Raw genomic sequence first — 22790 nt, 5'->3', positions numbered from 1 at the left:
CTGCGATGAGAGTGGTGGCGTTCGTGGGCTACAAGAAGAGCGGGAAGACGACCACAGTAGAGGCCGTCGCCAGAGTCCTCAAAGAGAGAGGTTACAGAGTAGCGATAGCGAAGAGCATGCATGCGGAGTTCGATAGAGAGGGCACTGACACTTGGCGGTTTTCCCGAGTGGCCGACGCCGTTCTGGTGAGAGCGGAGGACACGGATGCCCTTCTCTTCAAAGCTAAGGACATAAACGCGCTCTTCTCAATGGTCAGCGCTGATTTTCTGCTCCTTGAGGGATTCAAGTCGGTGGAGCACGTTCCAAGGGTGGTTTGTGCAAGAACGCCGGAGGAAGTCGAAGAACTTGACGGGGGACTTGCCATAGCGGTTAGCGGAGTTGTTGCATCAAGGGGGATAACCGAAATCAACGGCCTCCCAGTTATCGATGCCACCAGAGAGCCAGAAAAACTCGCAGACCTAGTGGAAGAGAAGGCCTTCATACTCCCTAACATTGATTGCGGCCTCTGCGGCTTCCGCTGTGCTGAGATGGCGAGGATGATAGTGAAAGGCGAGAAGACCACAAAGGACTGCGTTGTTCTCAGCCAGAAGCCGAAAGTCGTCATTAAAATAGACGGGCAGGTTCTCCCCATGAAGGACTGGGTTCAGGAGCTCGTGGAGAAGACGATAAAGGGCATGCTCTCTGCGATGAAAGGGTACCGTGAAGGAAAGAAGATTGAAATAATAGTGCGGAGTGATTGATTGAGGGCCCTACCCTATTGTTAACACTTTTAATAGTTAGAGAAATGCATCCCCATGCACTCTTCTTTCCAAATGTAAAGATTACTCTCCTCTTTGATGCTTTTTTGTGTTCGTCTCTTGGCTAAATTAAACTATTTTTGGAAAAATTTTCAAGAAAAAACCGAAGAATCATGGAATTTTTGTGATTTACAGCCGCGTAAAAGTTTACAACCGTAAAGTATATAACCGTGCTCCAAGATAAAAATGTTCTGAGATGCACTTTAGCATATCTGGATGACCATAAATGGAGAATGAGGTGAAGAAAATGAAGATGAAAGCTCTCGGTCTCGTTGCCCTTTTGGTCTTTGCTCTTGTGGCCAGCGGTTGCATTGGTAGCGGTGGAAACGGAAGTAAGACTTCCGAGGAGATAACAATCTACACCGGAGGAACAAGCGGTGTCTACTTCCCGCTCGGCTCAAAGTACGCTGAAATACTCAACAAGAACGGCATAAAAGCCAAAGCAGTCACGAGCGGTGCCAGCGTTACCAACGCCAAGGCCATCGGCGAAGGGAAGGCCCAGGCCGCCATACTGCAGAACGATATAGCTTACTACGCCTACAACGGCCTCTACATGTTCGAGGGACAGCCCGTTAAGAACATACGCGGTGTCGCGGCCCTCTATCCTGAGACGGTTCAGTTCGTCGTCAGGGCCGACAGCGACATCAAGAGTCTCCAAGACCTCAAGGGCAAGAAGGTCGCCATAGGTGCTGCCGGAAGCGGCACTGCAGTTGCAGCCGAGCAGATACTCAAGGCCGCTGGCGTCTGGGACAGCATCCAGAAGGTCAACCAGAAGTTCAGCGAAGCCGCTCAGAGCCTTAAGGTCGGCCAGATCGATGCCGCTGTTATCGTTTCAGGTGCCCCAACCCCTGCCGTTAACCAGATAGCCGTCCAGACCCCAGTTAGAATCCTCCCGATTCCAGATGACATCCTCAACAAGCTCCACGACCAGGGATACATATTCTACGTCAGGCAGGTTCTCCCGAAGGATACCTACAACGGCATGACCGAGGACACTCCGACCGTTGCCGTTAAGGCTATCCTCGCGGTCAGTGCGGATCTGTCAGAGGACACTGTCTACCAAATGACCAAGATACTCTTCGACCCAGCCAACCTCGAGGAACTCCACAAGGTCCACGCCAAGACCAAGTACATAAGCCTTGACACTGCCCTTGACGGTATGAGCATCCCGCTCCACCCTGGAGCCATTAAGTTCTACGAGGAGAAGGGCATAACGGTCCCGGACAAGCTCAAGCCGTGATGGGTGAGGTATTTGAGGAAGTCCTTTCTTTTTCTGGCATTTTTCCTGATTTTACTGGTATCATCTGTTGCTGAAAGAGGTGTTCTCGTGATAACGGATGGGAAGGAGGAGATGGTGTATCCCCTCGGTGAACACGAAATAACGATTGAATACATCCACAGCGTGGAGCGGAGCGAGGTTGTGGAGACGCTGAAGGTAAACAGCAGCGGCATCTATGCAATAGGTATGAAGTGGAAGGACTTCGGTGCCGGCCTTCCAGAGGACTTCCAGGAGTGGAACGGAAGCTGGTACGAGAAGCGGATCAACATCTACCTCGGAAAGAGCCTTGACTACTGGTTCATCCCGCTCAACCGGGCAAACATAACGGTTGACGGTCTTCCGGCATTCGCTCCACGTTCCGATACACTGATTGAGTTTCGAGTCGAATCATGTCCCCTACTGCTGATCAAGATTGGGAGGTGCTGATAATGGGTGAAGAGCCACCACAGTTTGAGAAGGCCAAGGAGGTCGTTATTGAAAGGGTTAGAACCCTTCCCCCGATGCTTGATAACGTCGTTAAAGCGGCCGCAATCCTGATAGGTATCTACGAAATACTGTTCATCTTCAACTTCAACTACACTCTCTACGACATGTTCCAGAAGATGGGGATAAAGATCGGAATCCTGCAGGCGACATTCCAGACCAAGCAGGGCGAGGCCTTCGTCCTGGCCATGATACTGATAATCACCTATCTCCTCTATCCGATAAGACGGCAGGAAAAGTATCTTCAGAAAGTCCAGTGGTACGATTATATTTTGGCTATACTCGGGGCAATCTCCGCGTTGTATCTCTTTGCAGTCTATCAGAGGTACGCCGAGTTCGCCGAGGTCTACACCACCGACGTTATCTTTGGAATCCTCGCCATAATCCTCGTCCTTGAGGCAACGAGGAGGGTTCTTGGATGGGTTCTTCCCGCGGTCGTTGTCGTGTTCCTTATCTACGGCATCCAGAACATAGGCTTTGACTGGATACGCTTTACCCAGCAGCTCTACTTCGATGAGGGAATCTTCGGCATTCCATTCTTCGTCATGACGATATACGTCTTCGCCTTCGTCTTCTTCGGCGCGTTCCTGCTGAAGATCGGCATAAGCGACTACATAACGGAATTCATGATAACCCTCTTTGGTTCAAGACCTGGAGGACCGGCAAAGGCCGCCGTCATCTCCAGCGGCCTGATGGGAACAGTGAGCGGCTCAAGCGTCGCCAACGTCCTGACCACGGGAACCTTCACAATACCGCTGATGAAGAAGGCAGGCTATCCTCCGGAAATAGCCGGTGCCGTTGAGCCGGTAGCATCAACGGGCGGTCAGCTTATGCCGCCTATCATGGGTGCAGCAGCATTCATCATGGCGGAGTTCCTCGGCGTCCCCTACAACAAGCTCATCATAGCCGCAGTCATTCCAGCGCTCGTTTACTACGCGGGCGTTTACCTCTTCATTGACCTTGAGACAAAGAGGCTGGGCCTCAAGGGAATGCCGAGGGAAAGCTTCTCCGGCCTTGACTACTTCATAAGGAAGCTCTACATCCTCCTGCCAATAGTCGTCATCACCGTCGCCTTAGTCTGGGGTATTCCGCCGCACATCTCGGCAATTTCATCCCTCGGAGTAGCCATCTGGGTCGCGTGGATTTCCAAGGACAACATAAAGGGCCACGAGGGGCTCTACGTTGCTGTTGTCCTGCTTGCCACCGCTCTGATGTTCACAGGCAAGGCCATGGCCACTCCAGTCGCCGGAATCTCGCTCCTAATCCTCCTCGGACTTGCTGCAGTAGGCTTCATAAGCGACAAGGTCGAGTTCAACGAGAAGTTCTACATAACGGCCCTCTTCCTGCTCTTCATAGCCCTGACCAAGTACATCGGCATGACCAAGGAGCAGATACTCCTCCTCAGCGGTGTCTTTGGAATAATATTCTCCCTTATAATCGGCTGGTACTCGAAGAGCGAAGACGGAAGGGCCATGTACAGGGCAACCTACGAGTCCATGATAGACGCTGGAAAGACGAGCACGAGCGTCATGTTGGCGGCGGCGAGCGCAGGCCTTATACAGGGTGTCCTCACGATGACCGGCCTCGTCACGAGTCTCGGCTACCGTCTCGTTGACCTAACCGCTGGAAACCTCTGGCTCCTGCTGATGCTCACGATGGTCTTCAGCCTCATCCTCGGAATGGGCGTCCCGACGACGGCCAACTACATCATAACATCTTTAGTTGCGGCTCCTGCAATATTCAACGCCGTTCAGGGCCTCCACCCATATTCAGACCCGGTTCCGGGATTCGCAACCCCGATAGCCCTGCTGGCGGCACACTTCTTTGTCTTCTACTTTGGAATCCTCGCTGATGTTACGCCGCCGGTTGCCTTGGCAAGCTACGCCGGTTCGGCCTTAGCCGGCGGAGACTTCTGGAAGACGGCGATGAACGCGGTCAAGTACGCCCTCGCCGGATACATCGGGCCGTACATCTACTTCACGCACCCCGAGATGTTCATCATAACAGTCAAGCACTGGACCACGATGACCGCCCTTCAGGTGCTCTACGACCTCAGTGCAACGCTGCTCGTGATGTACCTGCTCGCAATAGCGCTGACCGGCTGGTTCGGAAAGCATCTGAGAAAAGAGATCAGGGGGCTTGCAGGGATACTCGGCATTATCTCGGCAACCCTCAACCCAGTGATAGTCGGGATTAGTTTTGTTTTCGTTATTGCCCTGAGACTGCTTGGAGAGAAATTGTCTTCTTGACCTTCTCTTTGTCTTTTCGACAGCTGTCGGTGGGTTAGATTTATAAACCTTTGACAGCCTGACAATAGATGCGGTGGTAGTATGAAGTGGGAGCTCACGCTCTACGGCGGGGAACATCACGGGAAAACCCTTGTCGTCGAGGCGGAAAATGTTGAGGAAGCCAGGAGGATCGCCCTCCAGGAAGCAAGGCGGAAGGAAGCACTCACCTACGAGCTTGCAAAGATTGAGTGACGTATTCTTGCGCTAACCTTCTCCCATTCTTATTCCCGTTATTTTCTCAAGCTTCACTAGGGTTAAAAGGGTATGTCTTCTTTGCTTCTATGGTGGTGAGAAAGTGATAGTGCGCACGCCTAGGAGGCTCCACCTCGGCCTCATAGACCCTACGGGCAGCCTCGGAAGACGGTTTGGGAGTATTGGGGTAGCAATCGATGGAGGCTACGAGGTAAGGGTTCTCCCCTCTGAAAAGATGGAAATCAAAGCTCAGGGAGAGGATATCGAGACGATCGAGAAAACTTTAGGGAGAATGAACGCCGCTTTTGGGACTGGGGTGAACTATCTCGTTGAAGTCAGGCGTGGAATTCCAAGGCACGTTGGTCTCGGTTCCACTACCCAGCTCAGCCTGGCCGTTGGAACTGCAGTGGCGAGGCTCAACGGAATTCATGTCTCGATAGGGGAACTTGCTAGAGCCCTTGGAAGGGGCAAGAACAGCGGCGCTGGAATATACACCTTCGCCTACGGCGGATTTGTGCTGGATGGCGGTGTCAGGAACTCCGTCCCGCCGCTGGTACTCCGCGAGGACTTTCCGGAAGAGTGGGCGTTTCTCCTGGTAATTCCGGAGCTTAAGCGCGGCCCAGACGAGGAGGAGGAAAAGCCCGCGATGGAGTCAAGCTTTGGCGACGTTGAAGCGGCCAGGGAGATAAGCCACAGGATTCTGCTCGGTCTTCTACCGACCCTCAAAGAGCGCAATATAAAGGCCTTTGGAGAGCATCTGAGTGCCATACAGAAGCTCGTGGGCAGGCACTTTGCAGGATTCCAGGGCGGAGAGTTCAGGGAGGACATCTCTCTGATAGTGAAGTTTCTCAACGAAAAGACGTATGGAGCGGGCCAGAGCAGCTGGGGACCTACTGTTTACGGCCTGATCCTGAAGTCGGAATTCCAGAGTGCCAGCAGCGAGGTTTTCGACTACCTGAAGGATCAGGGGATAAAGGCCAAGATTGAACTGGGAATTCCAAGGAACACTGGGGCAGAGATCGTTGAGGAGAACGCCTTCCTGATCAGGATTATAAAAAGCGTCGCCGGTGGTCAGTGATGAGCCTGGAGCGTTTTGTAAAAATAAAGTACCAGACGAACGAGGAAAAAGCCGACAAACTTGTAGAAGGTCTTAAAGAGCTGGGTATCGAGTGCGCGAGGATCATAGAGGAAAAGGTAGACCTCCAGTTCGACGCCCTCAGACACCTCCGCGAAAATCTGAACGACGATGAGACCTTCATCAAGCTGGTAATAGCCAACTCCATAGTCAGCTACCAGCTGAGCGGGAAGGGAGAGGACTGGTGGTGGGAGTTCTCAAAGTATTTCTCCCAAAATCCTCCAGAGAAGAGCATAGTTGAGGCATGCTCAAAGTTTCTACCCTCATCAAGAACCAACCGCCGGCTCGTCGCCGGAAAGATCAAGAGGTTGGAAAAGCTCGAGCCGTTTCTAAACTCGCTGACGCTCCAAGAACTTAGGAGGTACTACTTTGAGAATATGATGGGACTGCGGAACGACATTGCAGAAGCCCTGGGATCTCCAAAAACCGCAAAGACCGTGGTTTTCGCCGTCAAGATGTTTGGCTACGCGGGTAGAATAGCCTTCGGGGAGTTTGTCCCGTATCCAATGGAGATAGACATTCCCGAGGACGTCAGAATAAAAGCCTACACCGAAAGGATAACTAACGAGCCGCCGGTGAGCTTCTGGAGAAGGGTCGCCGAAGAAACGGGAATTCCACCGCTCCATATAGACTCAATCCTGTGGCCAGTGCTTGGGGGGAAGCGGGAAGTAATGGAACGGCTGAAGAAGGTCTGCGAGAAGTGGGAGTTAGTTCTTGAGCTCGGATCCCTCTGATTTTCCTTTTTAAACTGCCCTCTGTGGAATGTTGCGGAGACCGATAGTCTTTTATATTACTGCCTTTAGTTCTATTTGGTTAAAACTTCATGGGTGATAAGCGATGCACTGGGGGCTGAAGCTTGAATTTATCAAAAGCATGAGAACGAAGAAGGTCTGGGTTCTGCTCGGCATAATGATGCTTCTCTACGTGCCGGGGTTCTACCTAGAAAAAATGAACGGAAATACGCCTCAAACCGTTGGTGAGGCAGTAAACATGCTCGTCAGCAACATCGAGGATCTGGCAGGGTTCTTCCTTGGAATACTCGCGCTCCTCCTTGGTGCCACCGCAATAAACTCCGACCTTGAGAACGGGACGATAAGGGTAGCCCTCAGCAAACCAGTGAGGAGAATAGGCTACCTTGGGGGCAAGTTCCTAGCCCATGTTGTTGTGCTCCTCGCGGCGCTCCTCCTGATGACGGTGATAGGTATAATCGGCCTCGCCTGGATGGGGGCACCGTTCGGCCAAAAGCTCGTCACCGAGTCAATGCTCCTGAACTTTCTTCTTCTGCTCGCGATGATCCAGCTCGTTGCACTGGGCTACATCCTCTCCACGATGATAAAATCTTCAGGAACGGCCCTTGGAGCAGCTCTGGCGCTGTTCTTCATACTCTTCATGCTCATACCGAGCATCGTCTCGTTCATGGCAATCAAAGACTACGTCTTCGACGAGAACGTGAACTACGATGAGGTCGCGGAGAGGGTGGACGAGTACACTACAAAGTACCTGTTCTATTCACCGCTCTCCCAGATGGGGGTGATTCTCGGTGACGTGTACGAGGACGGCAATTACGTAGGCATTGCCCACGCCATAGGTAAGAACCCGGTAAACTTCGGTTTGATAGTCGGTATGACCATCGTGTACTTTGGAGGGGCCTTTCTGAGGTTTGCCAGGATGGATTTGAGGTGATGGTTTGTGATGAGGGTTGAGAATCTCGTCAAATTCTACAAGGACGTTAAGGCCCTCAACGGCCTCAACCTAGAAGTAAAACCAGGCCAAATCTACGGCTTCCTAGGCCCAAACGGAGCAGGAAAAAGCACGACAATCCTGAGCACCCTCGGCCTAATCTTCCCACAACAAGGCCGCATACAACTCTTCGACCTAGAAGTCTTCAGGGATGGAAAATTCGACGAGAACAAACTCGTCCAAGCAAAGAAGAGAATCGGCTACATGCCCGAACACGCAACCCTCTGGGACTTCCTCACACCAGTCCAAACCCTCGACATAATCGCGGATGCATTCAAAATACCAAAAACCGAGAAGGAGAAAAGAATCAAAGAACTCCTAGACTTAGTAGGCCTAAGCGAGGCTAAGAACAGGAAGGTGGGCAAATTCTCGAAGGGCATGAGACAGAGGCTCCTCCTAGCCCAGGCACTCATCAACGACCCAGACCTCTTAATCCTCGACGAGCCAATGAGCGGTCTAGATCCAAAGGGCATCGCCGAGTTCAAGGACATTATCAGGGAGCAGAGAAAAGCCGGAAAAACGGTCTTCTTCTCAAGCCACATCCTGGCCCACGTTGAGGAAATCTGCGATACCGTTGGAGTCATCGTGAAGGGAAAACTCATCAGGGAAGGAAGCTTGGAGGAGATTAAGCGCGAGTTCCTTGAGAAAGCGGGCTACACGATAATTCTGGAGACGAGCAAGCCCGTCGACTGGAGCAGTGCTCCCTGGCGCGCTTCACCCCTCGGCGAGAACAAGTACAGGATTGTGGCCGAGAGAGACATTAGAGAAGAACTCCACGACTACGTTGCAAAACAAGGAGCAAAAATACTCACCCTACAAATCAAAGAACCCACCCTCGAAGAAATATTCCTAAAAATGGTAAAAGAGTGAAGAGAGGATTCTCCTCACTCTTTCTTTTCTGGAGCTTTCGCTATTATCCTTGCGTCAACGACAACTGCTCCCTTGCCCTTCTCGTAGACGAAGACAGGGTTGAGGTCCATCTCCTTGATGTAGTCCCTGAGCTCATCAACGAGCTGAGACACTTTAAGGAGCATGTCCACGATGGCGTCTATGTCGGCTGGCTCTTCACCGCGCGCTCCGGCCAGAATCGGGTAGCCCTTGATCTCTGCTATCATCTTCCTTGCGTCCTTCTCGGTTATTGGGATTATCCTGAAGGTCACGTCCTTGAGTACCTCGACGAAGATGCCACCGAGGCCGAACATTATCGCGTGGCCGAACTGCGGGTCTTCTGTGACACCGATGATAATCTCCCTTCCTGGCCTGAGCATCGGCGCTATGAGGACACCGAGAATCTCGGCATCGGGGCGGTACTTCCTCGCGTTCTCGTGAATCTCCTCCCACTTCTGCTTCAGCTCTTCGGGAGACTTTATGTTGAGTATGACGACCTTGGCGTCGCTCTTGTGGAGTATCTGAGGCGACATGAGCTTCATGGCGACAGGATATCCAATCTCTTCGGCGTACTCCAGTGCTTCATCAAGGGTCTTGGCAAGCTTTTCGTTTGGGACGGGCAGACTATAGGCCTTTAAGACCTGCTTGGCCTCGTACTCAACGAGCGCAGTCCTTCCAGACTTCAAAACGCTCTCAATAACCTTAAGGGCCTCTTCTTTGGCGCTCATAACATCATTCCCCCTTAACCTTGCGGAGGTATTCAGCATACCTCACGAGACCTGCCATGGCACGGACTCCCCTCTCGGGGGTCGGGTAAACGGGGACGCCCTTCTCCTCAAGCATCCTTGCGTAGCGGTCGGTCTTCCTTCCGCCCATAGCAACTGCCACTATCGGCTTGTCCGTCTTCTTCTGGTAGTCAGCGAGTATCTCGATGATCTTCTCCTCCTCAAGGAGCGGCACCTGGAAGAGGACGATGATGACTATCGCATCGACGTTCGGATCCTTCGTGAAGGCTTCAATAGCTATTCTGTACCTCTCGGCATCGGTGTCGCCCACGACATCGGTCGGGTTGCCAGCTACCGCGTGCGGCGGGAAGTTCTCCTCGAGAAACTTTATCGTCTCCTCGCTCAGCTCCGCCATCTTGAGGCCGAACCTGGCAACTGCGTCGCTCGCCATAACTCCAGCTCCACCGCCGTCGGTGATTATGCCTATCCTGTCGCCCTTCGGGAGCTTGTGGAGTAGTGCGGCGAAGGCCTTAGCAAGGTCGAACATGTGTTCGAAGTCCTCGGCGCGGATTATTCCAGTCTGCTTGAAGACCGCGTCGTAGATGGTGTCGGCTCCAGCGAGCGAGCCTGTGTGAGAAGATGCAGCTTTAGCTCCGTACTCCGTTCTTCCGCTCTTCAAGGCGATTACGGGCTTAACCTTGGTGATCTTCTTTGCCGCCTCCATGAACTTCCTTCCGTCCTTGACGCCCTCGATGTAGAAGGTAACGACCTTTATCTCGTCGTCGTGGATGAAGTACTCCATGAGATCTGCATCGTCCACGTCGAGCTTGTTGCCGTAGCTGACCATCTTACCGATGCCTATGCCAGCCATAGCAGCCCAGTCGAGCATAGCAGCTGCGAATGCACCGCTCTGGCTAACGAAGGCTATTGGCCCGCTCTTCGGCCTGTCCATCTTCTCTTCCGGCAAGAAGACGGTATCAACGCCGGTATCTGGAACGTAAACGCCGACACAGTTGGGGCCGATGACCCTTATCCCGTTTGCCCTCGCTATCTCAAGTATCTCCTGCTCCATTCTCTTGCCTTCTTCTCCAAGCTCACCGAAGCCGCCGGTGATGATGACGACCGCCTTAATGCCCTTCTCAGCTACCTCCCTCATCGTTGCCGGCACGAACTTGGCCGGAATCGAGATAACGGCCAGATCAGTGTCATCGGGGAGCTCTTTAACGCTGTGGTAAACCTTGTAGCCCTCTATCTCGTCGAGCTTGGGGTTAACGGGGTAGATGTTGCCCTTGAAAATCCCGCGCTCCTTGTTCATTCTGAAGTTCTCAAAAATAACGTTTCCGACCTTTCCCTTCTTGTCGGTTGCACCGATGATTGCGACCGCCTTCGGGTCAAAGAAGGGCCTGAGTTCTTCGACGATTTTCTCTGACATGCCTATCCCTCCTGAGAAAGCAACTTTCGAGTAAAAATTCCACGAGAATGTATAAAAATGTTGCGCAGAGAAAAATTCGAGCGCTGATGGATTTAAAGGTTCACCAGTGGACCGATTTTATAAAATGGGGGCCGCTCTTTTTTCTTTTTAAGTAGGGGGTCTTTATGATTTAGCCACTCCAAGGTCCCAGGTGTGATCGGGGATACCCTAAGTCTAACATAAACAACGCGTACAACGACTTAGATATCCCCTCTTTCCCTCACCTTTCTCCTCACGTTGGGGTCGCGGTCGGCTATGATCTTCAGCGCCTCCTCGAAGCTCATCCAGTCGGGAACTTCTTCGTTGAGGTATATCCCGGTCCTACCAATGCTGTCCCTCCTCGTAAGGACGTGAACCCTCTCGGTAACGATATCCACGCTCACTCCAAGTATTTTGGCGACTTCTGGCTCTCTTCCCATGACTTCCCTCTCTATGTGTCCCTTCTCCGTTGGGAGTATTAGGATGAGCTTTTTGTTAACTCCTGGGACTCTCTCCTTCGTTTTGACACCCCAGATGTCGATTGCCCCGCCCCAGCGGTAGAACTCAAGCTCCCTGTCCGTTGGTTCAAGCAGAGGAAATGTAACGCTAGTCTCCTCATCTATCTCGATGACGCCCTTTATCAGGTGCCATGGTGTTGCCATAACGATTTTTCTCCTCCGTACAAGGCCTTCGAGGGCCAGCTCGATGAGGTAGCTCGGAACCCGAATTGGAATGAAGATGTCTATGTCGCTGTCCTTTCTGACGTCTCCCCTAGCGACGCTTCCATAGAGGACGGGATCAAAGTCCTTCAGCCTCTCCATAATCTTTAGGGCATTCTCACGCTTTTCCCACAGGTAGCGCCAGCGTTTTGGGGAGTACACAACTTCCCTCTCGTCCCAGATTTTCACAACCTTCTCCCTGGGCATCGATTCGTTCTCTGTCGTTTTCCTTTAATAAGATAACCGATACCGTTTTATAGTACAGAACTAAGCCCACCCTGGTGAACAAAGATGCCGGTGGTTGCACACAACCTCACGAAGGTTGAGGTAGAAAAACTCTCAGGAAGCATACCCACGGGTCAGATTCAGGTAAACTTGAGCCCAAAAATAGAAGATCTCAGGCTGGGAGAGGTAAGAACCCCAACTGGAAAGATAAACGGTGTTGAAGTGGTGTTCAGCTTTGAAGTGACTTATCAGCCCGAGATTGCGAGGGCTGTCATCAAGGGACTTCTGCTGTACCTTCCCCCGAAGAAGGAAATGATTGACGAAATCCTGAACCTCTGGGAAGAGGAGAAAAAGGTAAACTCAGTGCTCTTTGTGGAAGTTACCAACTTCCTTACCAGCGAACTTTCGCCGCTCCTGATGATCATCTCCAAGGAGATGAGACTCCCATACCACATTCCGCTTCCGAGGGCACAGCTGAGGACTCAGTAATAGCCCTCCGCCTCTAAAATCTTTTTGTTCACTTCCTCAAGCTGTGAGTTCTTTTCAAGGATCTTGACCAAGAGCTCATAAGCCTGGGCGGGCCTTTTCCTGGACACGTAGAACTCGGCAATCTCAACGATGTCGAGGAGGTCGTAGAGCCTCTGATTTGCGATGTAGGTCTTTAGCAGGGCCAGCCGTATCCTGATCTTCTGTTCAATGTTCGAGCTGATGTTGAGGGCCTCTTTATAGTGTTTAACTGCATCATCGAACTTGTTTATTCCGATTAATGCCTCGGCGAGCTCAATGAGCTTTTCCTGCGTCGCTTTATCGTCTCCTGCGGCGCGATAGGAACTCACTATTTGATAGAGCATCCTAACGGCGTTTATCCCAACGAGCTTTGCTCTGCCCGTGTTCTCACAGAGCATATATGCATACTGGGCCTTGACGAGGTTCGTTGCTGTCCCGTCAAGATCACCCTCGGAGTATGAAAGCTTGCTGGCCTTTTCATAGTTTTTAGCGGCCGTTTCCATAATCTCAAGGTAGTGAGAGTCGTGACCGAATATCGCCCTGACGTACTTAGCGAGCACGTAGAACGCGTCAGCGGCAGCCGAAAGGTTCTTACTTTCAACGAGATTCTCGGTGATTTCACCGTAGATATCGAGGAGTTTTCCAGCGATACGCTTTATGTCCGTCTCGCTACCCACTATCTTGTAGTAGTGAAACGCAGACTCGTAAACCCTGGCAGCAGTTTTGAGATCACCAGAGCTTTCAAAAGAATTCCCAAGCTCCTCGTAGATGTTCCCAAACCTAGTGCCGTACTTTGTCATGAACCTCGAGTCCCCCGTGACTGCAAAGACCTCAAGGACGTTCAGGGTGTATTGGTCAAGGGCATCCAGGTCAACATCGGGCTTTGATATCTCCTCCTCGACCAAGTTTATATAAAGTGACGCCGCTTTAAGAAGGTAAGGCCTGGCCTTCTCGGGGGAAGCCTTTCTAGTCAGATACCTCCCGATGTACCTGAACAGCCTCGCAGCATCCTCGTAGTTCTTTCTCTCTTCATACCTCTGGGCAGCTCTTAGTATTAACTTCAATCCCTCTTTAACCCTGCCGCTATCAACGTATTTAAACCCAATCTCCTCAATCTCCTCGGGGGATGTTGTTTCGGGCAAATCCAACTCTCTCACCCCATATCGTTACATTGGTGACCATACAGGTACTAAGGAAATGTTCACAGACCAATATTTAAGCGTTGCCTATGCTTTAACGATGTTATAGCCGGCCGCCTTCCTCAGGCGGTTCATTACTGCAAGCCCCACTCCTACCTCCTCAACCCCTTCGGCTATTATCACGTCCACGCCGCGCTTGTCAAGCTCTCTGAGGGCCTTGAAGAGATTTCTGGCGACTTCTTCTAAGGTTTTCCCGAGGAAGTAGAACTCGTCCGCCTCCACTTCAAAAGTCGCCATCACACCAACGCGGTGGCCCTTTTTCCTGTACTCATCCACCAGCTCCTGGATTTTTCTTCTCCTGTTCTCAGGAGTTCCCTCAACAACTATCACCATTGCGTTTGGGGCGTAGTGCTTGTACTTCATTCCGGGAGCCTTCGCGAGGTCTATCTTCTTTCCCTTGACCGCGGGGTGTATCCTGATGGGCCCGATAACTTTCTCCAGCTCCTCCAGCGGGATACCCCCTGGTCTCAGGAGAACTGGGGGCTCCTCGGTGAGGTCAACGACCGTCGATTCAACACCGACCCACGTCTCGCCGCCGTCTATTATCCCCTCGATCTTCCCATAGAAGTCGTCAATCACGTGCTCGGCCGAAGTTGGGCTGGGCTTCCCGCTTATGTTGGCCGAGGGGGCGGCCAGTGGGGTGCTCGCCCTTATAAGAGCGAGCGCTATCGGGTGGGAGGGCATCCTTACGGCGACAGTATCGAGGCCGCCGGTCGTGACCAGGGGCACTTCCTCACGCTTTGGAAGAACGAGTGTGAGCGGTCCAGGCCAGAACTTCTCCGCGAGGAGCTTTGCCTTCTCGGGCACTTCTCTGGCGACTTTCTCAAGGTCATCGAGGCTGGCTATGTGGATTATCAGAGGATTGTCCGCGGGTCTTCCTTTGGCCTCGAATATCCTCCTGACGGCCCCCTCGTTCAGGGCGTCGGCCCCAAGGCCGTAAACGGTCTCGGTCGGAAACGCCACGAGTTTCCCCTCAAGGATGAGCCTCGCGGCTACCTTTATCTTCTTCTCATCCAGGCCGTCTCGCATGTTGATAACTATCGTCACGTCCCTCACCCCATCGTATTTGAGAAAACCGAGAGTTCTGAGCGATAATTCTGAACGCCCTCTCGACTTCTGGTGAGAAAAGTGGTTAAAAAGCTATCCCACGAGGGACGAGTACACCCGTTCAACTTCCTCCGTAACTTTTTCCCAGGAGTACTTCACGGCAACGCGTTTTCCCGTTGAACCCATTTTTCTGGCGGTCTTCGGACTTTCCAGGAGCGCTCTAACTTCGTCCACGAGGTCATCAAAGCTGGTGAACGTCAGGCCGTTCTTCCCCTCTCTGATAAGCTCTGGAATTGCGCTGACCCGCCTTCCAATCGCAGGAACGCCGAGGGAGTTGGCCTCAAGGATGACAAGACCGAACCCTTCCCTCTTGGAAGGGAGAACCAGCAGAATGCTCCTGCTTAAAATCTCCTCAACATCCGTGCGATAGCCGAGGAAATGGACGTTCGGCGGAGCTTTCGCCTCAAGCTTTTTCCTGAGGGGGCCGTCACCAACCACGAGAAACTCTGTGTTGGGAAAGAACTTAGCGAGCTCTACAAACGTTTCGGGGGACTTGTAGTCTCGGAGGGCACCGATGAAGGTCACGTACTCCCGCTTTCCTCCCTCGGACCCTTCAAACTCGGGAAGTCCATTGGGTATGACCTTGACGTTTTCCGCGCCAAGGGTTTTAGCGAGTCTCGCCAGGTGGTGGCTGACCGCTATAACGACATCAGCTCTTTTCAGGCTTCTCGTGACGTAGAACCTGCCCAGGGGCGATTTGGGGGTGTTCTCAAGGTCGCTTCCGTGAGCTGTGATGACAAAGGGCAGGCCCATCTTCTCCTTGGCCAGCGCGCCGGAGAAGGAAGTCGTTCCTGCGAAGTGGCAGTGGACAACATCAAAACCGAACTCTCTGTGGAGTTGAGCTATCTTCCTAGCGCCCGCGAAGGCGAAGGTGCTTCCCCTCAGACCGTAAAACGGCGGAACCCTGAGCTGATGGACAAACTCCCTCTCGAACTCCCTGACCTTAACGGGGCCGTATGTGAGCACATGGACTTCATGGCGCTTTCTAAGTTCCCTTACGAGGTTGTCGAGATGCCTCGCAACACCGCCACCGTGGGGAGGGTAGTGTCCGACCATTAGGATTCTCATGGAGGAAAGTTAAAGGTGAAGTTAAAAAGCGTTTGGGAACGTCTCCCTGAAGAGTTTCTCCGCGAACTCTCTGAGCGTTAGGCCCTCTTCTCTGGCTATCTTCTCAAGGAGCTTCTGCGCCCTGCTGCCGTACTGCGCGGCCCTCTTCTCCCTCTCCGCTATCCACTCGGGGATTCCGAGACGCAGGGCGAGTTTCCTGAGGATGACTTTTCTGGTTCCATCCACTATCTTAGCTTCGAGCGGCAGTTTAAGGGCAAAGCTCACCACAGGAAGGGCGAGGAAGGGATACCTTCCCTCAACTCCGTTCAGCATTGCTATCTTGTCGTCCCTCGCGAGGTTCCTCTCGGAGATGAGGGCTATGTCCTCCTCCATAAGCTCGGGCCTTTCAAGGTACTTTGCGTAGCCTCCGAAGAGCTCGTCCGCTCCCTGCCCGCTGAGGAGGACGCGCGTACCGTCTGAAGAAGCTAGACCAGAGGCAAAGTAAAGCGGCAGTCCAATTGCGAGGTTCATCGGGTTGGGCTCTTCGATGGCGTACATTACTCTTTTCACGGCATCTCTGACATCCTCGACTTCAAAAGTTCTCTCCCTCAGCGCCCAGCCAAAGTGGTCGGCCACTTTCCTGGCCCACTCTATGTCGGGACTGTCCTCAGTTCCAGCCGTGTACAGGATCACGTCAGAGTACTGCGAAGCCAGGTAAGCGACCAGAGTGCTGTCCAGGCCGCCGGAAAACAGAACTCCCGTTTTTCCACTGACCCTGTTCTTCACTGCATATCTAAGAAGTTTTCCAACGCCGCCAACCGGGTCTTTCCTTTCGCATTTTGCTTTGGATTTTAGGTTCTCAAGGGAGAACAGCCTGGCCCGCCTCACCCCGTTCTTTTCAAGGACGACGAGCTCCCCCGGCTGGACGGGTTCAACTTCCCTCTCGCCCACCGCCCAGAGGACTTTCTTCTCGCTTGCAAACAGGCCGTTACGTGAGAAGTAAAGCGGCCTGATTCCCAGAGGATCTCTAAACAGGTAGATGCGCTCTCCATCTGAGAAGGCAACGGCGTAGTCCCCCTCAAGCATCCAGAAGAGTTTTTTAACTATCTCGGGATAGCTCAGATGTTCTTCCCTCAAAAACTCGATAAGCCTGAGTACAACCTCGCTGTCAACGTCGCTCTCAAAAGAAACGCCTCTCCTCTCCAGGTATTCTCTCAGCGCCGCATGGTTGTATATCTCACCGTTGTGGACAAGGGCTAGATCGTTTATGAATGGTTGAGTGAAGCTCTTTGAACCAGTCATGGCCAGCCTGCACTGGAGGAGACCGATTCTCCCGTCAGGAATCTCGGTCAGCTTTGAAAAGTCATCAGATTTGAGGACTCCCCCATCGGTCCAGACCCCAAAACTTTCAGGGCCCCTGTGCTTTCCTGCTATCGCCATTTTGATGAGCTTTTCTCTGAGATTCTCCCCCATTCCGCCAGCAATGAGGCACATGAGCATCACCCAGGGCATTTAAAAACCAGAAGAGATAAGCCTTCCCATTTTCCACGTGAAAAAGTGTTCTGGCTGGTTTCTTCCCCTTGAACAACCGTTCAGGTCAGATCGCCGCAGGTGCAGTAGTGCTCATAGGCAACAGTTTCAAGATCCTCGAATCCCTCACCGGTTTTTGCCGAGAGATAGAGAACCCTCGTGGGAGGGGCAAGCTCCGGAAGAGAGGAGCACAGCTTGTAAGCCAGAAGCCCCTGGGTGGAGGGTTCAAGCTTCAGCCTCACCGTGAGGTATTCTATGTCGTCGAGGTACTTCCGTATCCCTTCGATGTCTTCAACTGTATCCACCTTATTCAGGGCTGGCACCGTCGTTATCCCCAGCCTGAGGTCTATCATCAGGCCGAAGAACACCGCAAAGCAGAAGTCGGAGGGCTTCCTAAGCACTTCAGGTGAGAAAAGATAAATCCCCAGGGCATCTGGGAAGGCCTCCATAAGCTCAACCCCAAACTCGTGGAAGAGGAAAGTCTCCATCTGGCCTGGGGTGTCTATCAGAACGTAGTCGGACTCCTTGTCAAGTTCCCTGATCTTCTCGGCGTATTCCCCCGTGTATTCGGCAAGAATGTCGTAGCTCTTCACTATAGCCCCGTTCGGTCCGAGGCCTTCGTCCATAAGGCTCCACGCGGTTACCTTCTCTCTGACGTCAAGATCGGGGGTGTATGGAAGTTTTCTAACCCCCGTGTCCAGATTAACATAGGCTACCCTATACCCGTTTTCGGAGAGGTATTTTCCAAACTCCCCCGTTAAGGTCGTCTTTCCGCTCCCGGCTGTGCCTATGAAAGCCAGTATCATCCCATCACCCTTGCCTTGAAGCCAGCTATCCTGCTTACCTCCTCCGCCAGTGCCATAAACGCCTTGGCACCCTCCGAGTCGGGAGCGTATTCAACTACGGGAACTCCTTCCAGTGTGGCTTCCCTAACCTTAGGGTCTTCGGGGATAACCACAAGCAGGGGAACCTCCATAACTTCCTCGGCCGCATCGGGCGGTATGTCGTTTTCGCTCCTTCCATAGCGGTTGAGGACAAATCCGAGGACTGCTAACCCTGCCTTTCTGAGGACTATACCCACCTTCATCGTATCTGTTATACAGGATATCTCTGGGTTCGTAACAAGGATCACCTCTTCGCCGCTCATCATGGCGTTCATCGCGTCCATCTGAAGGCCCGCTGGACAGTCGATCAGCACGAAGTCATACTCCGATTTCAGCGGCTTTATCGTTGAGGGGAGCCTCCTCGGGTCTGCCTTAAGGACGTGCTCCCAGTCAACCGCCGCCGGAATCAGATCAACGTTCTCATAGCTGGTTGAGTAAATAGCATCTTTGATGTCTGCTTCGCCTGCGAGAACGTCGTGTATCGTGGTTTCAGCGTCGTCTATCCCCATGACGAGGCTGAGGTTTGCCATTGTAAGGTCAGCATCAACGGCGAGGACTTTGTAGCCCATCTTTCCGAGGGCCACCGAAAGGTTGGAGGTGGTGGTTGTCTTGCCAGTCCCACCCTTACCGCTGGCTATCGAGATTAAATGACCCATGAGCGTCACCCCAATGTTTTTGTTTTTCTCCCCTTATGAACTTTAGGGCACGCTAACCTTTATGAAGCCTACGCTTCACTCTGGGTAGGTGAGAAAAATGAGAGTGCTTGTTCCGGATACGAGCGTCATAGTTGACGGCAGGCTCACGCAGTTCCTGTCAACGCTGGGCGAGAAGGTCAAGGTCGTTGTTCCAGAGGCCGTCGTGGCTGAGATAGAGCACCAGGCCAACGAGGGAAAGGCGATAGGCCACGTTGGTCTTGAGGAGCTGAAGAAGCTCCGCGAAATGGCAGATAAGGGCGAGATACTCCTCGAGTTCTACGGCGAGAGGCCCGACCTCTGGCAGATAAGACGCGCCAAGGCGGGAGAGATAGACAACATGGTCAGGGAGGTAGCCCAGACCCTCAGCGCGACCCTCGTAACCGGCGACCAGGTTCAGAGGGACATAGCGATAGCCAAGGGCATAGACGTGATTTACCTTACCACCAAGAAGGAAGTCAGGCACCGCCTTGAGGATTTCTTTGATGACACAACCATGAGTGTCCACCTGAAGGCCGGGATAAGGCCGCTCGCGAAGAAGGGACGGCCCGGCGAGTGGAGGCTCGTCCCAGTTAGAGACGAACCGCTCACCGATGTGGAGCTTGAGGAGATAGCTGATGACATCGTCGAGAGGGCAAAGCGCGACCCGGAGAGCTTCATCGAGCTTGATGAACCCGGAGCAACTGTGGTTCAGCTGAGGAACTACCGTATAGTCATAGCCAAGCCGCCGTTCTCGGACAGGATAGAAATAACCGCGGTCAGACCGATAACCAAGCTCTCAATAGAGGACTACGAGCTGAGCGAGAGGCTTTTGGAGAGGCTCAGGGACAAGGCCGCCGGAATACTCATAGCCGGCGCCCCCGGTGAGGGTAAGACGACCTTCGCCCAGGCCCTCGCAGAGTGGTACGCGAGCATGGGCAAGATCGTCAAGACCATGGAGAAGCCCAGGGATCTGCAGGTCAGCGAGGAGATAACGCAGTACACGGCACTGAAGGGGAGCATGGAGCTTACTGGCGATATACTCCTCCTCGTGAGGCCGGACTACACGATATTCGACGAGATGAGGAAGACCAGCGACTTCAAGATATACTCCGACCTCAGACTCGCCGGAGTTGGAATGATAGGCGTCGTCCACGCCACGAAGCCGATCGATGCAATCCAGCGCTTCATCGGAAGGGTCGAGCTCGGAATGATACCGCAGATAGTCGATACGGTGATTTTCATCAAGGCCGGAAGGGTCGCCAAGGTTCTAACCTTAGAATACCTGGTCAAGGTGCCGAGCGGAATGAAGGAGGAGGACTTAGCCAGGCCGGTGATAGAGGTTCGCGACTTCGAGACTGGCGAGCTTGAGTACGAGATATACACCTACGGCGAGGAGGTAAGCGTCGTTCCCGTGAAGAAGGAGGAGAAGGCCCCTGCACTCAGGCTCGCAGAGAAGAGACTCAAGCAGGAGATAAAGAAGTTCCTGCCCGATGTCAACGCCGAGGTCGAGATAGTCAGCCCCCACAAGGCGGTGATCTACGCCGACGAGTTCGATATTCCAGCGATAATCGGCAAGAAGGGGAAGCGCATCACGGAACTTGAAAAGAGAATAGGCATAAGCATAGACGTCAAGAGCTTTGCCGAGAGGGAAGAACTCAAGCCGAAGGAGAGGATTCCCGTCGAAGTCGAGGAGAAAAAGAAGACGATAGTCCTCAGAGTATCGCCGGAGTATGCCAAAAAGCCGCTCAAGTTCTACGGCGGCGAGCAGTACGTCTTTACCGCGACTCCAAGCAGGAAGGGCCTCGTCAAGGTCAGCAAGAGCACGCCGATAGGAAAGGAGCTGAAGAGGCTCCTCGATGCGGGGATACCGATATGGGCATCCACTTAGGCTCGGTTGCGAGGGTAGTCATCACCGGTCAGCTAGCGAAATTGTCGTCATTGCCCTTTCAACTTTTTCTCTTCAGCTTAAAACGTTCCCGGTGGTGAAAATGCTAGTGCTTGCGTCGGCCTCACTGAGGAGGAGAGAGATACTTTCGAGGTTCATAAGGGAGTTCCAGATAATCCCAAGCAGTGCCACCGAGGAGTGCTCAATAGCAGATCCGAGAGAGCACGCCCTTGAGCTCGCTCGTAGAAAGGCGAGGGAAGTTTACGAGAGGCTTGGCAAGAAGGCGACTGTGATAGGGGCAGACACCGTCGTCAGCATAGGCGGGAAAATACTCGGAAAGCCTGGAAACGAGGAAGAGGCCTTCAGGATGCTCAGGACCCTGAGCGGGAGGATGCACCTGGTAACTACGGGCTACTGCATCATCCACCGCGGAGAGGAGCACTGCGGTGCGGTAGTTACGGAAGTGAAGTTCAGGGAGCTGGACGATGACCTTATCTGGGCCTATATCAGGACGGGGGAGCCGATGGACAAGGCAGGGGCCTATGGAATCCAGGGAAAGGGCGGACTATTCGTGGAGTGGATACGGGGGGACTACTACAACGTCGTGGGCTTTCCCATCGAGATAATCTGGAAGCTCAGAGAGCTGGGTTTTGACGTTCTATCACGCTAAAAGGGCTTTGATTTTGTGGAGCTCCATTTTTCTTATTTTGCTTTGGGATCAAACTCGCAATGAACCTTTTGAAATCTTTAGTAACGTTTGGTTATTATCGAACAAAAGGTTATAAATCATCTAGGTTTTTGTGACGAAATTTTTTCGGAATTCTGAATAAGGTCATTTTAGGGCTTTTTTCGTACTTCCTCCCAATGCAGATGCAATATTTTTGGCAAAAACTTCCTTAAAACTGGTCAATTTCTTCTTAAAGCTCTAAAAATGCCCGGGAAGTTCTCTGAACATTGTTGTGCATGCTCTTAGCGGAAGAGTGAGAAGCCGTTTCTGGTTGAAAAATCCGCTCACAATCCGTGAATCAGAGGCGTTTAAGGGCTTTTTAGAGCACCCTTTGCGGAAAAGCTTATAAGATTGGAGCGTTCTTAGTAGTCTATAGGGCAAAAGAGAGAAAAAACCGCCCTGTTGCAATAAGACTCTAGGAGAATTGAAATACTAAGATCAGTCCTGGTATCATGAGAAAGAAGATTGTTGCAATAAGACTCTAGGAGAATTGAAATAATATTCACCCACTTGCTCATTCCTCCTCCCTCCTTGTTGCAATAAGACTCTAGGAGAATTGAAATAACATCTTCATCGTTACCAACGTTCTCTGCGATGCCGAGGTTGCAATAAGACTCTAGGAGAATTGAAATAAGACTCATAGAACTCAAGAGCATCCTCACGAGAAAGAGTTGCAATAAGACTCTAGGAGAATTGAAATTTGAAGGAGCTAAGGGCGAGATATTCAGTGAGGTAGAAGTTGCAATAAGACTCTAGGAGAATTGAAATTGGAAACATCATTTCCGCGATAATAGGGGCATAACTAAGTTGCAATAAGACTCTAGGAGAATTGAAATTCTAATCTCGTTAGTCAACTCAGAACGCTTAACCCCTGTTGCAATAAGACTCTAGGAGAATTGAAATTAGGAGGTCGAGGTCAGCCAGATGAGCACGGCGTCCATGTTGCAATAAGACTCTAGGAGAATTGAAATGCTATGAGGTAACCGACGTACAGGGCGGCCGCACCGCCCACAGTTGCAATAAGACTCTAGGAGAATTGAAATAAGACTCATAGAACTCAAGAGCATCCTCACGAGAAAGAGTTGCAATAAGACTCTAGGAGAATTGAAATTTGAAGGAGCTAAGGGCGAGATATTCAGTGAGGTAGAAGTTGCAATAAGACTCTAGGAGAATTGAAATTGGAAACATCATTTCCGCGATAATAGGGGCATAACTAAGTTGCAATAAGACTCTAGGAGAATTGAAATTCTAATCTCGTTAGTCAACTCAGAACGCTTAACCCCTGTTGCAATAAGACTCTAGGAGAATT

Annotated in this window: 21 protein-coding genes and 1 CRISPR repeat array (1 of these 22 cut by a window edge); of the genes, 12 read left to right on the top strand and 9 right to left on the bottom strand. The window is 52.2% G+C overall.

Translation table 11 applies throughout. The features are described 5' to 3' along the window. Positions 1 to 5: 5 nt before the first annotated feature. The 9 genes from mobB (at position 6) to ACZ5TN_RS01330 (ending at position 8784) form a co-directional block, all read left to right on the top strand. Positions 6 to 740, top strand: coding sequence for a molybdopterin-guanine dinucleotide biosynthesis protein B (gene mobB / locus ACZ5TN_RS01370; protein ID WP_464916923.1), 735 nt, complete (start codon positions 6 to 8; stop codon positions 738 to 740). A gap of 304 nt (positions 741 to 1044) precedes the next feature. After that, positions 1045 to 2037 (top strand): TAXI family TRAP transporter solute-binding subunit, encoded by a 993-nt coding sequence (locus ACZ5TN_RS01365; protein WP_048053693.1) that lies wholly within the window; start codon positions 1045 to 1047, stop codon positions 2035 to 2037. Between the two features lie 87 nt (positions 2038 to 2124). After that, positions 2125 to 2502 carry a DUF1850 domain-containing protein gene (locus ACZ5TN_RS01360; protein WP_232500618.1) on the top strand — a complete coding sequence of 126 codons (378 nt, stop codon included), beginning with the start codon at positions 2125 to 2127 and terminating at the stop codon, positions 2500 to 2502. A 2-nt stretch (positions 2503 to 2504) separates the two neighbouring features. Beyond that, complete coding sequence (locus ACZ5TN_RS01355; protein ID WP_011249888.1) at positions 2505 to 4808, top strand: TRAP transporter permease; 2304 nt, start codon at positions 2505 to 2507, stop codon at positions 4806 to 4808. Positions 4809 to 4889: 81 nt separating this feature from the next. Beyond that, positions 4890 to 5039 (top strand): hypothetical protein, encoded by a 150-nt coding sequence (locus tag ACZ5TN_RS01350; RefSeq protein ID WP_011249889.1) that lies wholly within the window; start codon positions 4890 to 4892, stop codon positions 5037 to 5039. Positions 5040 to 5142: 103 nt separating this feature from the next. Then, positions 5143 to 6117, top strand: coding sequence for a beta-ribofuranosylaminobenzene 5'-phosphate synthase family protein (locus tag ACZ5TN_RS01345; protein WP_011249890.1), 975 nt, complete (start codon positions 5143 to 5145; stop codon positions 6115 to 6117). Further along, a complete protein-coding gene (locus tag ACZ5TN_RS01340; protein WP_011249891.1) occupies positions 6117 to 6908 on the top strand; it encodes an N-glycosylase/DNA lyase in 792 nt (263 codons plus the stop codon). The genes ACZ5TN_RS01345 and ACZ5TN_RS01340 overlap by 1 nt, the downstream gene beginning before the upstream one ends. A 103-nt stretch (positions 6909 to 7011) precedes the next feature. Then, positions 7012 to 7857, top strand: a complete 846-nt coding sequence (locus ACZ5TN_RS01335; RefSeq protein WP_011249892.1) for an ABC transporter permease subunit — start codon at positions 7012 to 7014, stop codon at positions 7855 to 7857. A gap of 6 nt (positions 7858 to 7863) precedes the next feature. Then, the gene (locus tag ACZ5TN_RS01330) at positions 7864 to 8784 is read left to right on the top strand and encodes an ABC transporter ATP-binding protein (protein WP_011249893.1); all 921 of its coding nucleotides are present in this window, start codon (positions 7864 to 7866) and stop codon (positions 8782 to 8784) included. Positions 8785 to 8798: 14 nt separating this feature from the next. Here the strand turns inward: ACZ5TN_RS01330 and ACZ5TN_RS01325 are convergent, their stop codons facing one another. The 3 genes from ACZ5TN_RS01325 to ACZ5TN_RS01315 form a co-directional block, all read right to left on the bottom strand. Continuing rightward, positions 8799 to 9530, bottom strand: coding sequence for an acetate--CoA ligase family protein (locus ACZ5TN_RS01325; RefSeq protein WP_011249894.1), 732 nt, complete (start codon positions 9528 to 9530; stop codon positions 8799 to 8801). A 4-nt stretch (positions 9531 to 9534) separates the two neighbouring features. Then, positions 9535 to 10959, bottom strand: a complete 1425-nt coding sequence (locus tag ACZ5TN_RS01320; protein ID WP_011249895.1) for an acetate--CoA ligase family protein — start codon at positions 10957 to 10959, stop codon at positions 9535 to 9537. 239 nt (positions 10960 to 11198) lie between these two features. Then, entirely contained in the window at positions 11199 to 11903 is a 705-nt protein-coding gene (locus tag ACZ5TN_RS01315) for a nucleotidyltransferase domain-containing protein (protein WP_011249896.1), read from the bottom strand. Positions 11904 to 11987: 84 nt separating this feature from the next. Here ACZ5TN_RS01315 and ACZ5TN_RS01310 point away from each other — a divergent pair, with 84 nt between their 5' ends. Continuing rightward, entirely contained in the window at positions 11988 to 12410 is a 423-nt protein-coding gene (locus tag ACZ5TN_RS01310) for a hypothetical protein (RefSeq protein WP_011249897.1), read from the top strand. Here the strand turns inward: ACZ5TN_RS01310 and ACZ5TN_RS01305 are convergent. The 6 genes from ACZ5TN_RS01305 to minD form a co-directional block, all read right to left on the bottom strand. Beyond that, positions 12404 to 13585, bottom strand: coding sequence for a hypothetical protein (locus ACZ5TN_RS01305; protein WP_011249898.1), 1182 nt, complete (start codon positions 13583 to 13585; stop codon positions 12404 to 12406). The genes ACZ5TN_RS01310 and ACZ5TN_RS01305 overlap by 7 nt on opposite strands. 69 nt (positions 13586 to 13654) lie before the next feature. Then, positions 13655 to 14674 carry an L-threonylcarbamoyladenylate synthase gene (locus tag ACZ5TN_RS01300; RefSeq protein WP_464916922.1) on the bottom strand — a complete coding sequence of 340 codons (1020 nt, stop codon included), beginning with the start codon at positions 14672 to 14674 and terminating at the stop codon, positions 13655 to 13657. Between the two features lie 93 nt (positions 14675 to 14767). Next, entirely contained in the window at positions 14768 to 15802 is a 1035-nt protein-coding gene (locus ACZ5TN_RS01295; RefSeq protein WP_464916921.1) for a glycosyltransferase family 4 protein, read from the bottom strand. Between the two features lie 21 nt (positions 15803 to 15823). Further along, positions 15824 to 17275, bottom strand: a complete 1452-nt coding sequence (asnB, locus tag ACZ5TN_RS01290; protein ID WP_464917440.1) for an asparagine synthase (glutamine-hydrolyzing) — start codon at positions 17273 to 17275, stop codon at positions 15824 to 15826. 98 nt (positions 17276 to 17373) lie between these two features. Further along, entirely contained in the window at positions 17374 to 18117 is a 744-nt protein-coding gene (locus tag ACZ5TN_RS01285; RefSeq protein ID WP_464916920.1) for an ATP/GTP-binding protein, read from the bottom strand. Further along, the gene (minD, locus tag ACZ5TN_RS01280; RefSeq protein WP_011249903.1) at positions 18114 to 18851 is read right to left on the bottom strand and encodes a cell division ATPase MinD; all 738 of its coding nucleotides are present in this window, start codon (positions 18849 to 18851) and stop codon (positions 18114 to 18116) included. The genes ACZ5TN_RS01285 and minD overlap by 4 nt, the downstream gene beginning before the upstream one ends. A 97-nt stretch (positions 18852 to 18948) precedes the next feature. On the opposite strand from minD, the gene ACZ5TN_RS01275 reads away from it, so the two are divergent. Together ACZ5TN_RS01275 and ACZ5TN_RS01270 are read left to right on the top strand one after the other, a co-directional pair. Next, entirely contained in the window at positions 18949 to 20757 is a 1809-nt protein-coding gene (locus ACZ5TN_RS01275) for a PINc/VapC family ATPase (RefSeq protein WP_464917439.1), read from the top strand. 100 nt (positions 20758 to 20857) lie between these two features. Beyond that, the gene (locus ACZ5TN_RS01270; protein WP_464917438.1) at positions 20858 to 21424 is read left to right on the top strand and encodes a Maf-like protein; all 567 of its coding nucleotides are present in this window, start codon (positions 20858 to 20860) and stop codon (positions 21422 to 21424) included. A 458-nt stretch (positions 21425 to 21882) separates the two neighbouring features. Continuing rightward, positions 21883 to 22790: a CRISPR direct-repeat array (repeat unit 30 nt) (it continues 1584 nt past the right edge of the window).

The sequence above is a fragment of the Thermococcus sp. JCM 11816 genome, assembly GCF_055396515.1.
This window is presented reverse-complemented; position numbering and strand designations above follow the sequence as displayed.

What these genes read in the sequence shown, in the direction of transcription:
- mobB (WP_464916923.1), top strand. Translation starts at nt 6, where the DNA reads ATGAGAGTGGTGGCGTTCGTGGGCTACAAGAAGAGCGGGAAGACGACC.
- ACZ5TN_RS01365 (WP_048053693.1), top strand. Translation starts at nt 1,045, where the DNA reads ATGAAGATGAAAGCTCTCGGTCTCGTTGCCCTTTTGGTCTTTGCTCTT.
- ACZ5TN_RS01355 (WP_011249888.1), top strand. Translation starts at nt 2,505, where the DNA reads ATGGGTGAAGAGCCACCACAGTTTGAGAAGGCCAAGGAGGTCGTTATT.
- ACZ5TN_RS01350 (WP_011249889.1), top strand. Translation starts at nt 4,890, where the DNA reads ATGAAGTGGGAGCTCACGCTCTACGGCGGGGAACATCACGGGAAAACC.
- ACZ5TN_RS01340 (WP_011249891.1), top strand. Translation starts at nt 6,117, where the DNA reads ATGAGCCTGGAGCGTTTTGTAAAAATAAAGTACCAGACGAACGAGGAA.
- ACZ5TN_RS01335 (WP_011249892.1), top strand. Translation starts at nt 7,012, where the DNA reads ATGCACTGGGGGCTGAAGCTTGAATTTATCAAAAGCATGAGAACGAAG.
- ACZ5TN_RS01325 (WP_011249894.1), bottom strand. Translation starts at nt 9,530, where the DNA reads ATGAGCGCCAAAGAAGAGGCCCTTAAGGTTATTGAGAGCGTTTTGAAG.
- ACZ5TN_RS01320 (WP_011249895.1), bottom strand. Translation starts at nt 10,959, where the DNA reads ATGTCAGAGAAAATCGTCGAAGAACTCAGGCCCTTCTTTGACCCGAAG.
- ACZ5TN_RS01315 (WP_011249896.1), bottom strand. Translation starts at nt 11,903, where the DNA reads ATGCCCAGGGAGAAGGTTGTGAAAATCTGGGACGAGAGGGAAGTTGTG.
- ACZ5TN_RS01310 (WP_011249897.1), top strand. Translation starts at nt 11,988, where the DNA reads ATGCCGGTGGTTGCACACAACCTCACGAAGGTTGAGGTAGAAAAACTC.
- ACZ5TN_RS01295 (WP_464916921.1), bottom strand. Translation starts at nt 15,802, where the DNA reads ATGAGAATCCTAATGGTCGGACACTACCCTCCCCACGGTGGCGGTGTT.
- asnB (WP_464917440.1), bottom strand. Translation starts at nt 17,275, where the DNA reads ATGTGCCTCATTGCTGGCGGAATGGGGGAGAATCTCAGAGAAAAGCTC.
- ACZ5TN_RS01285 (WP_464916920.1), bottom strand. Translation starts at nt 18,117, where the DNA reads ATGATACTGGCTTTCATAGGCACAGCCGGGAGCGGAAAGACGACCTTA.
- minD (WP_011249903.1), bottom strand. Translation starts at nt 18,851, where the DNA reads ATGGGTCATTTAATCTCGATAGCCAGCGGTAAGGGTGGGACTGGCAAG.
- ACZ5TN_RS01275 (WP_464917439.1), top strand. Translation starts at nt 18,949, where the DNA reads ATGAGAGTGCTTGTTCCGGATACGAGCGTCATAGTTGACGGCAGGCTC.
- ACZ5TN_RS01270 (WP_464917438.1), top strand. Translation starts at nt 20,858, where the DNA reads ATGCTAGTGCTTGCGTCGGCCTCACTGAGGAGGAGAGAGATACTTTCG.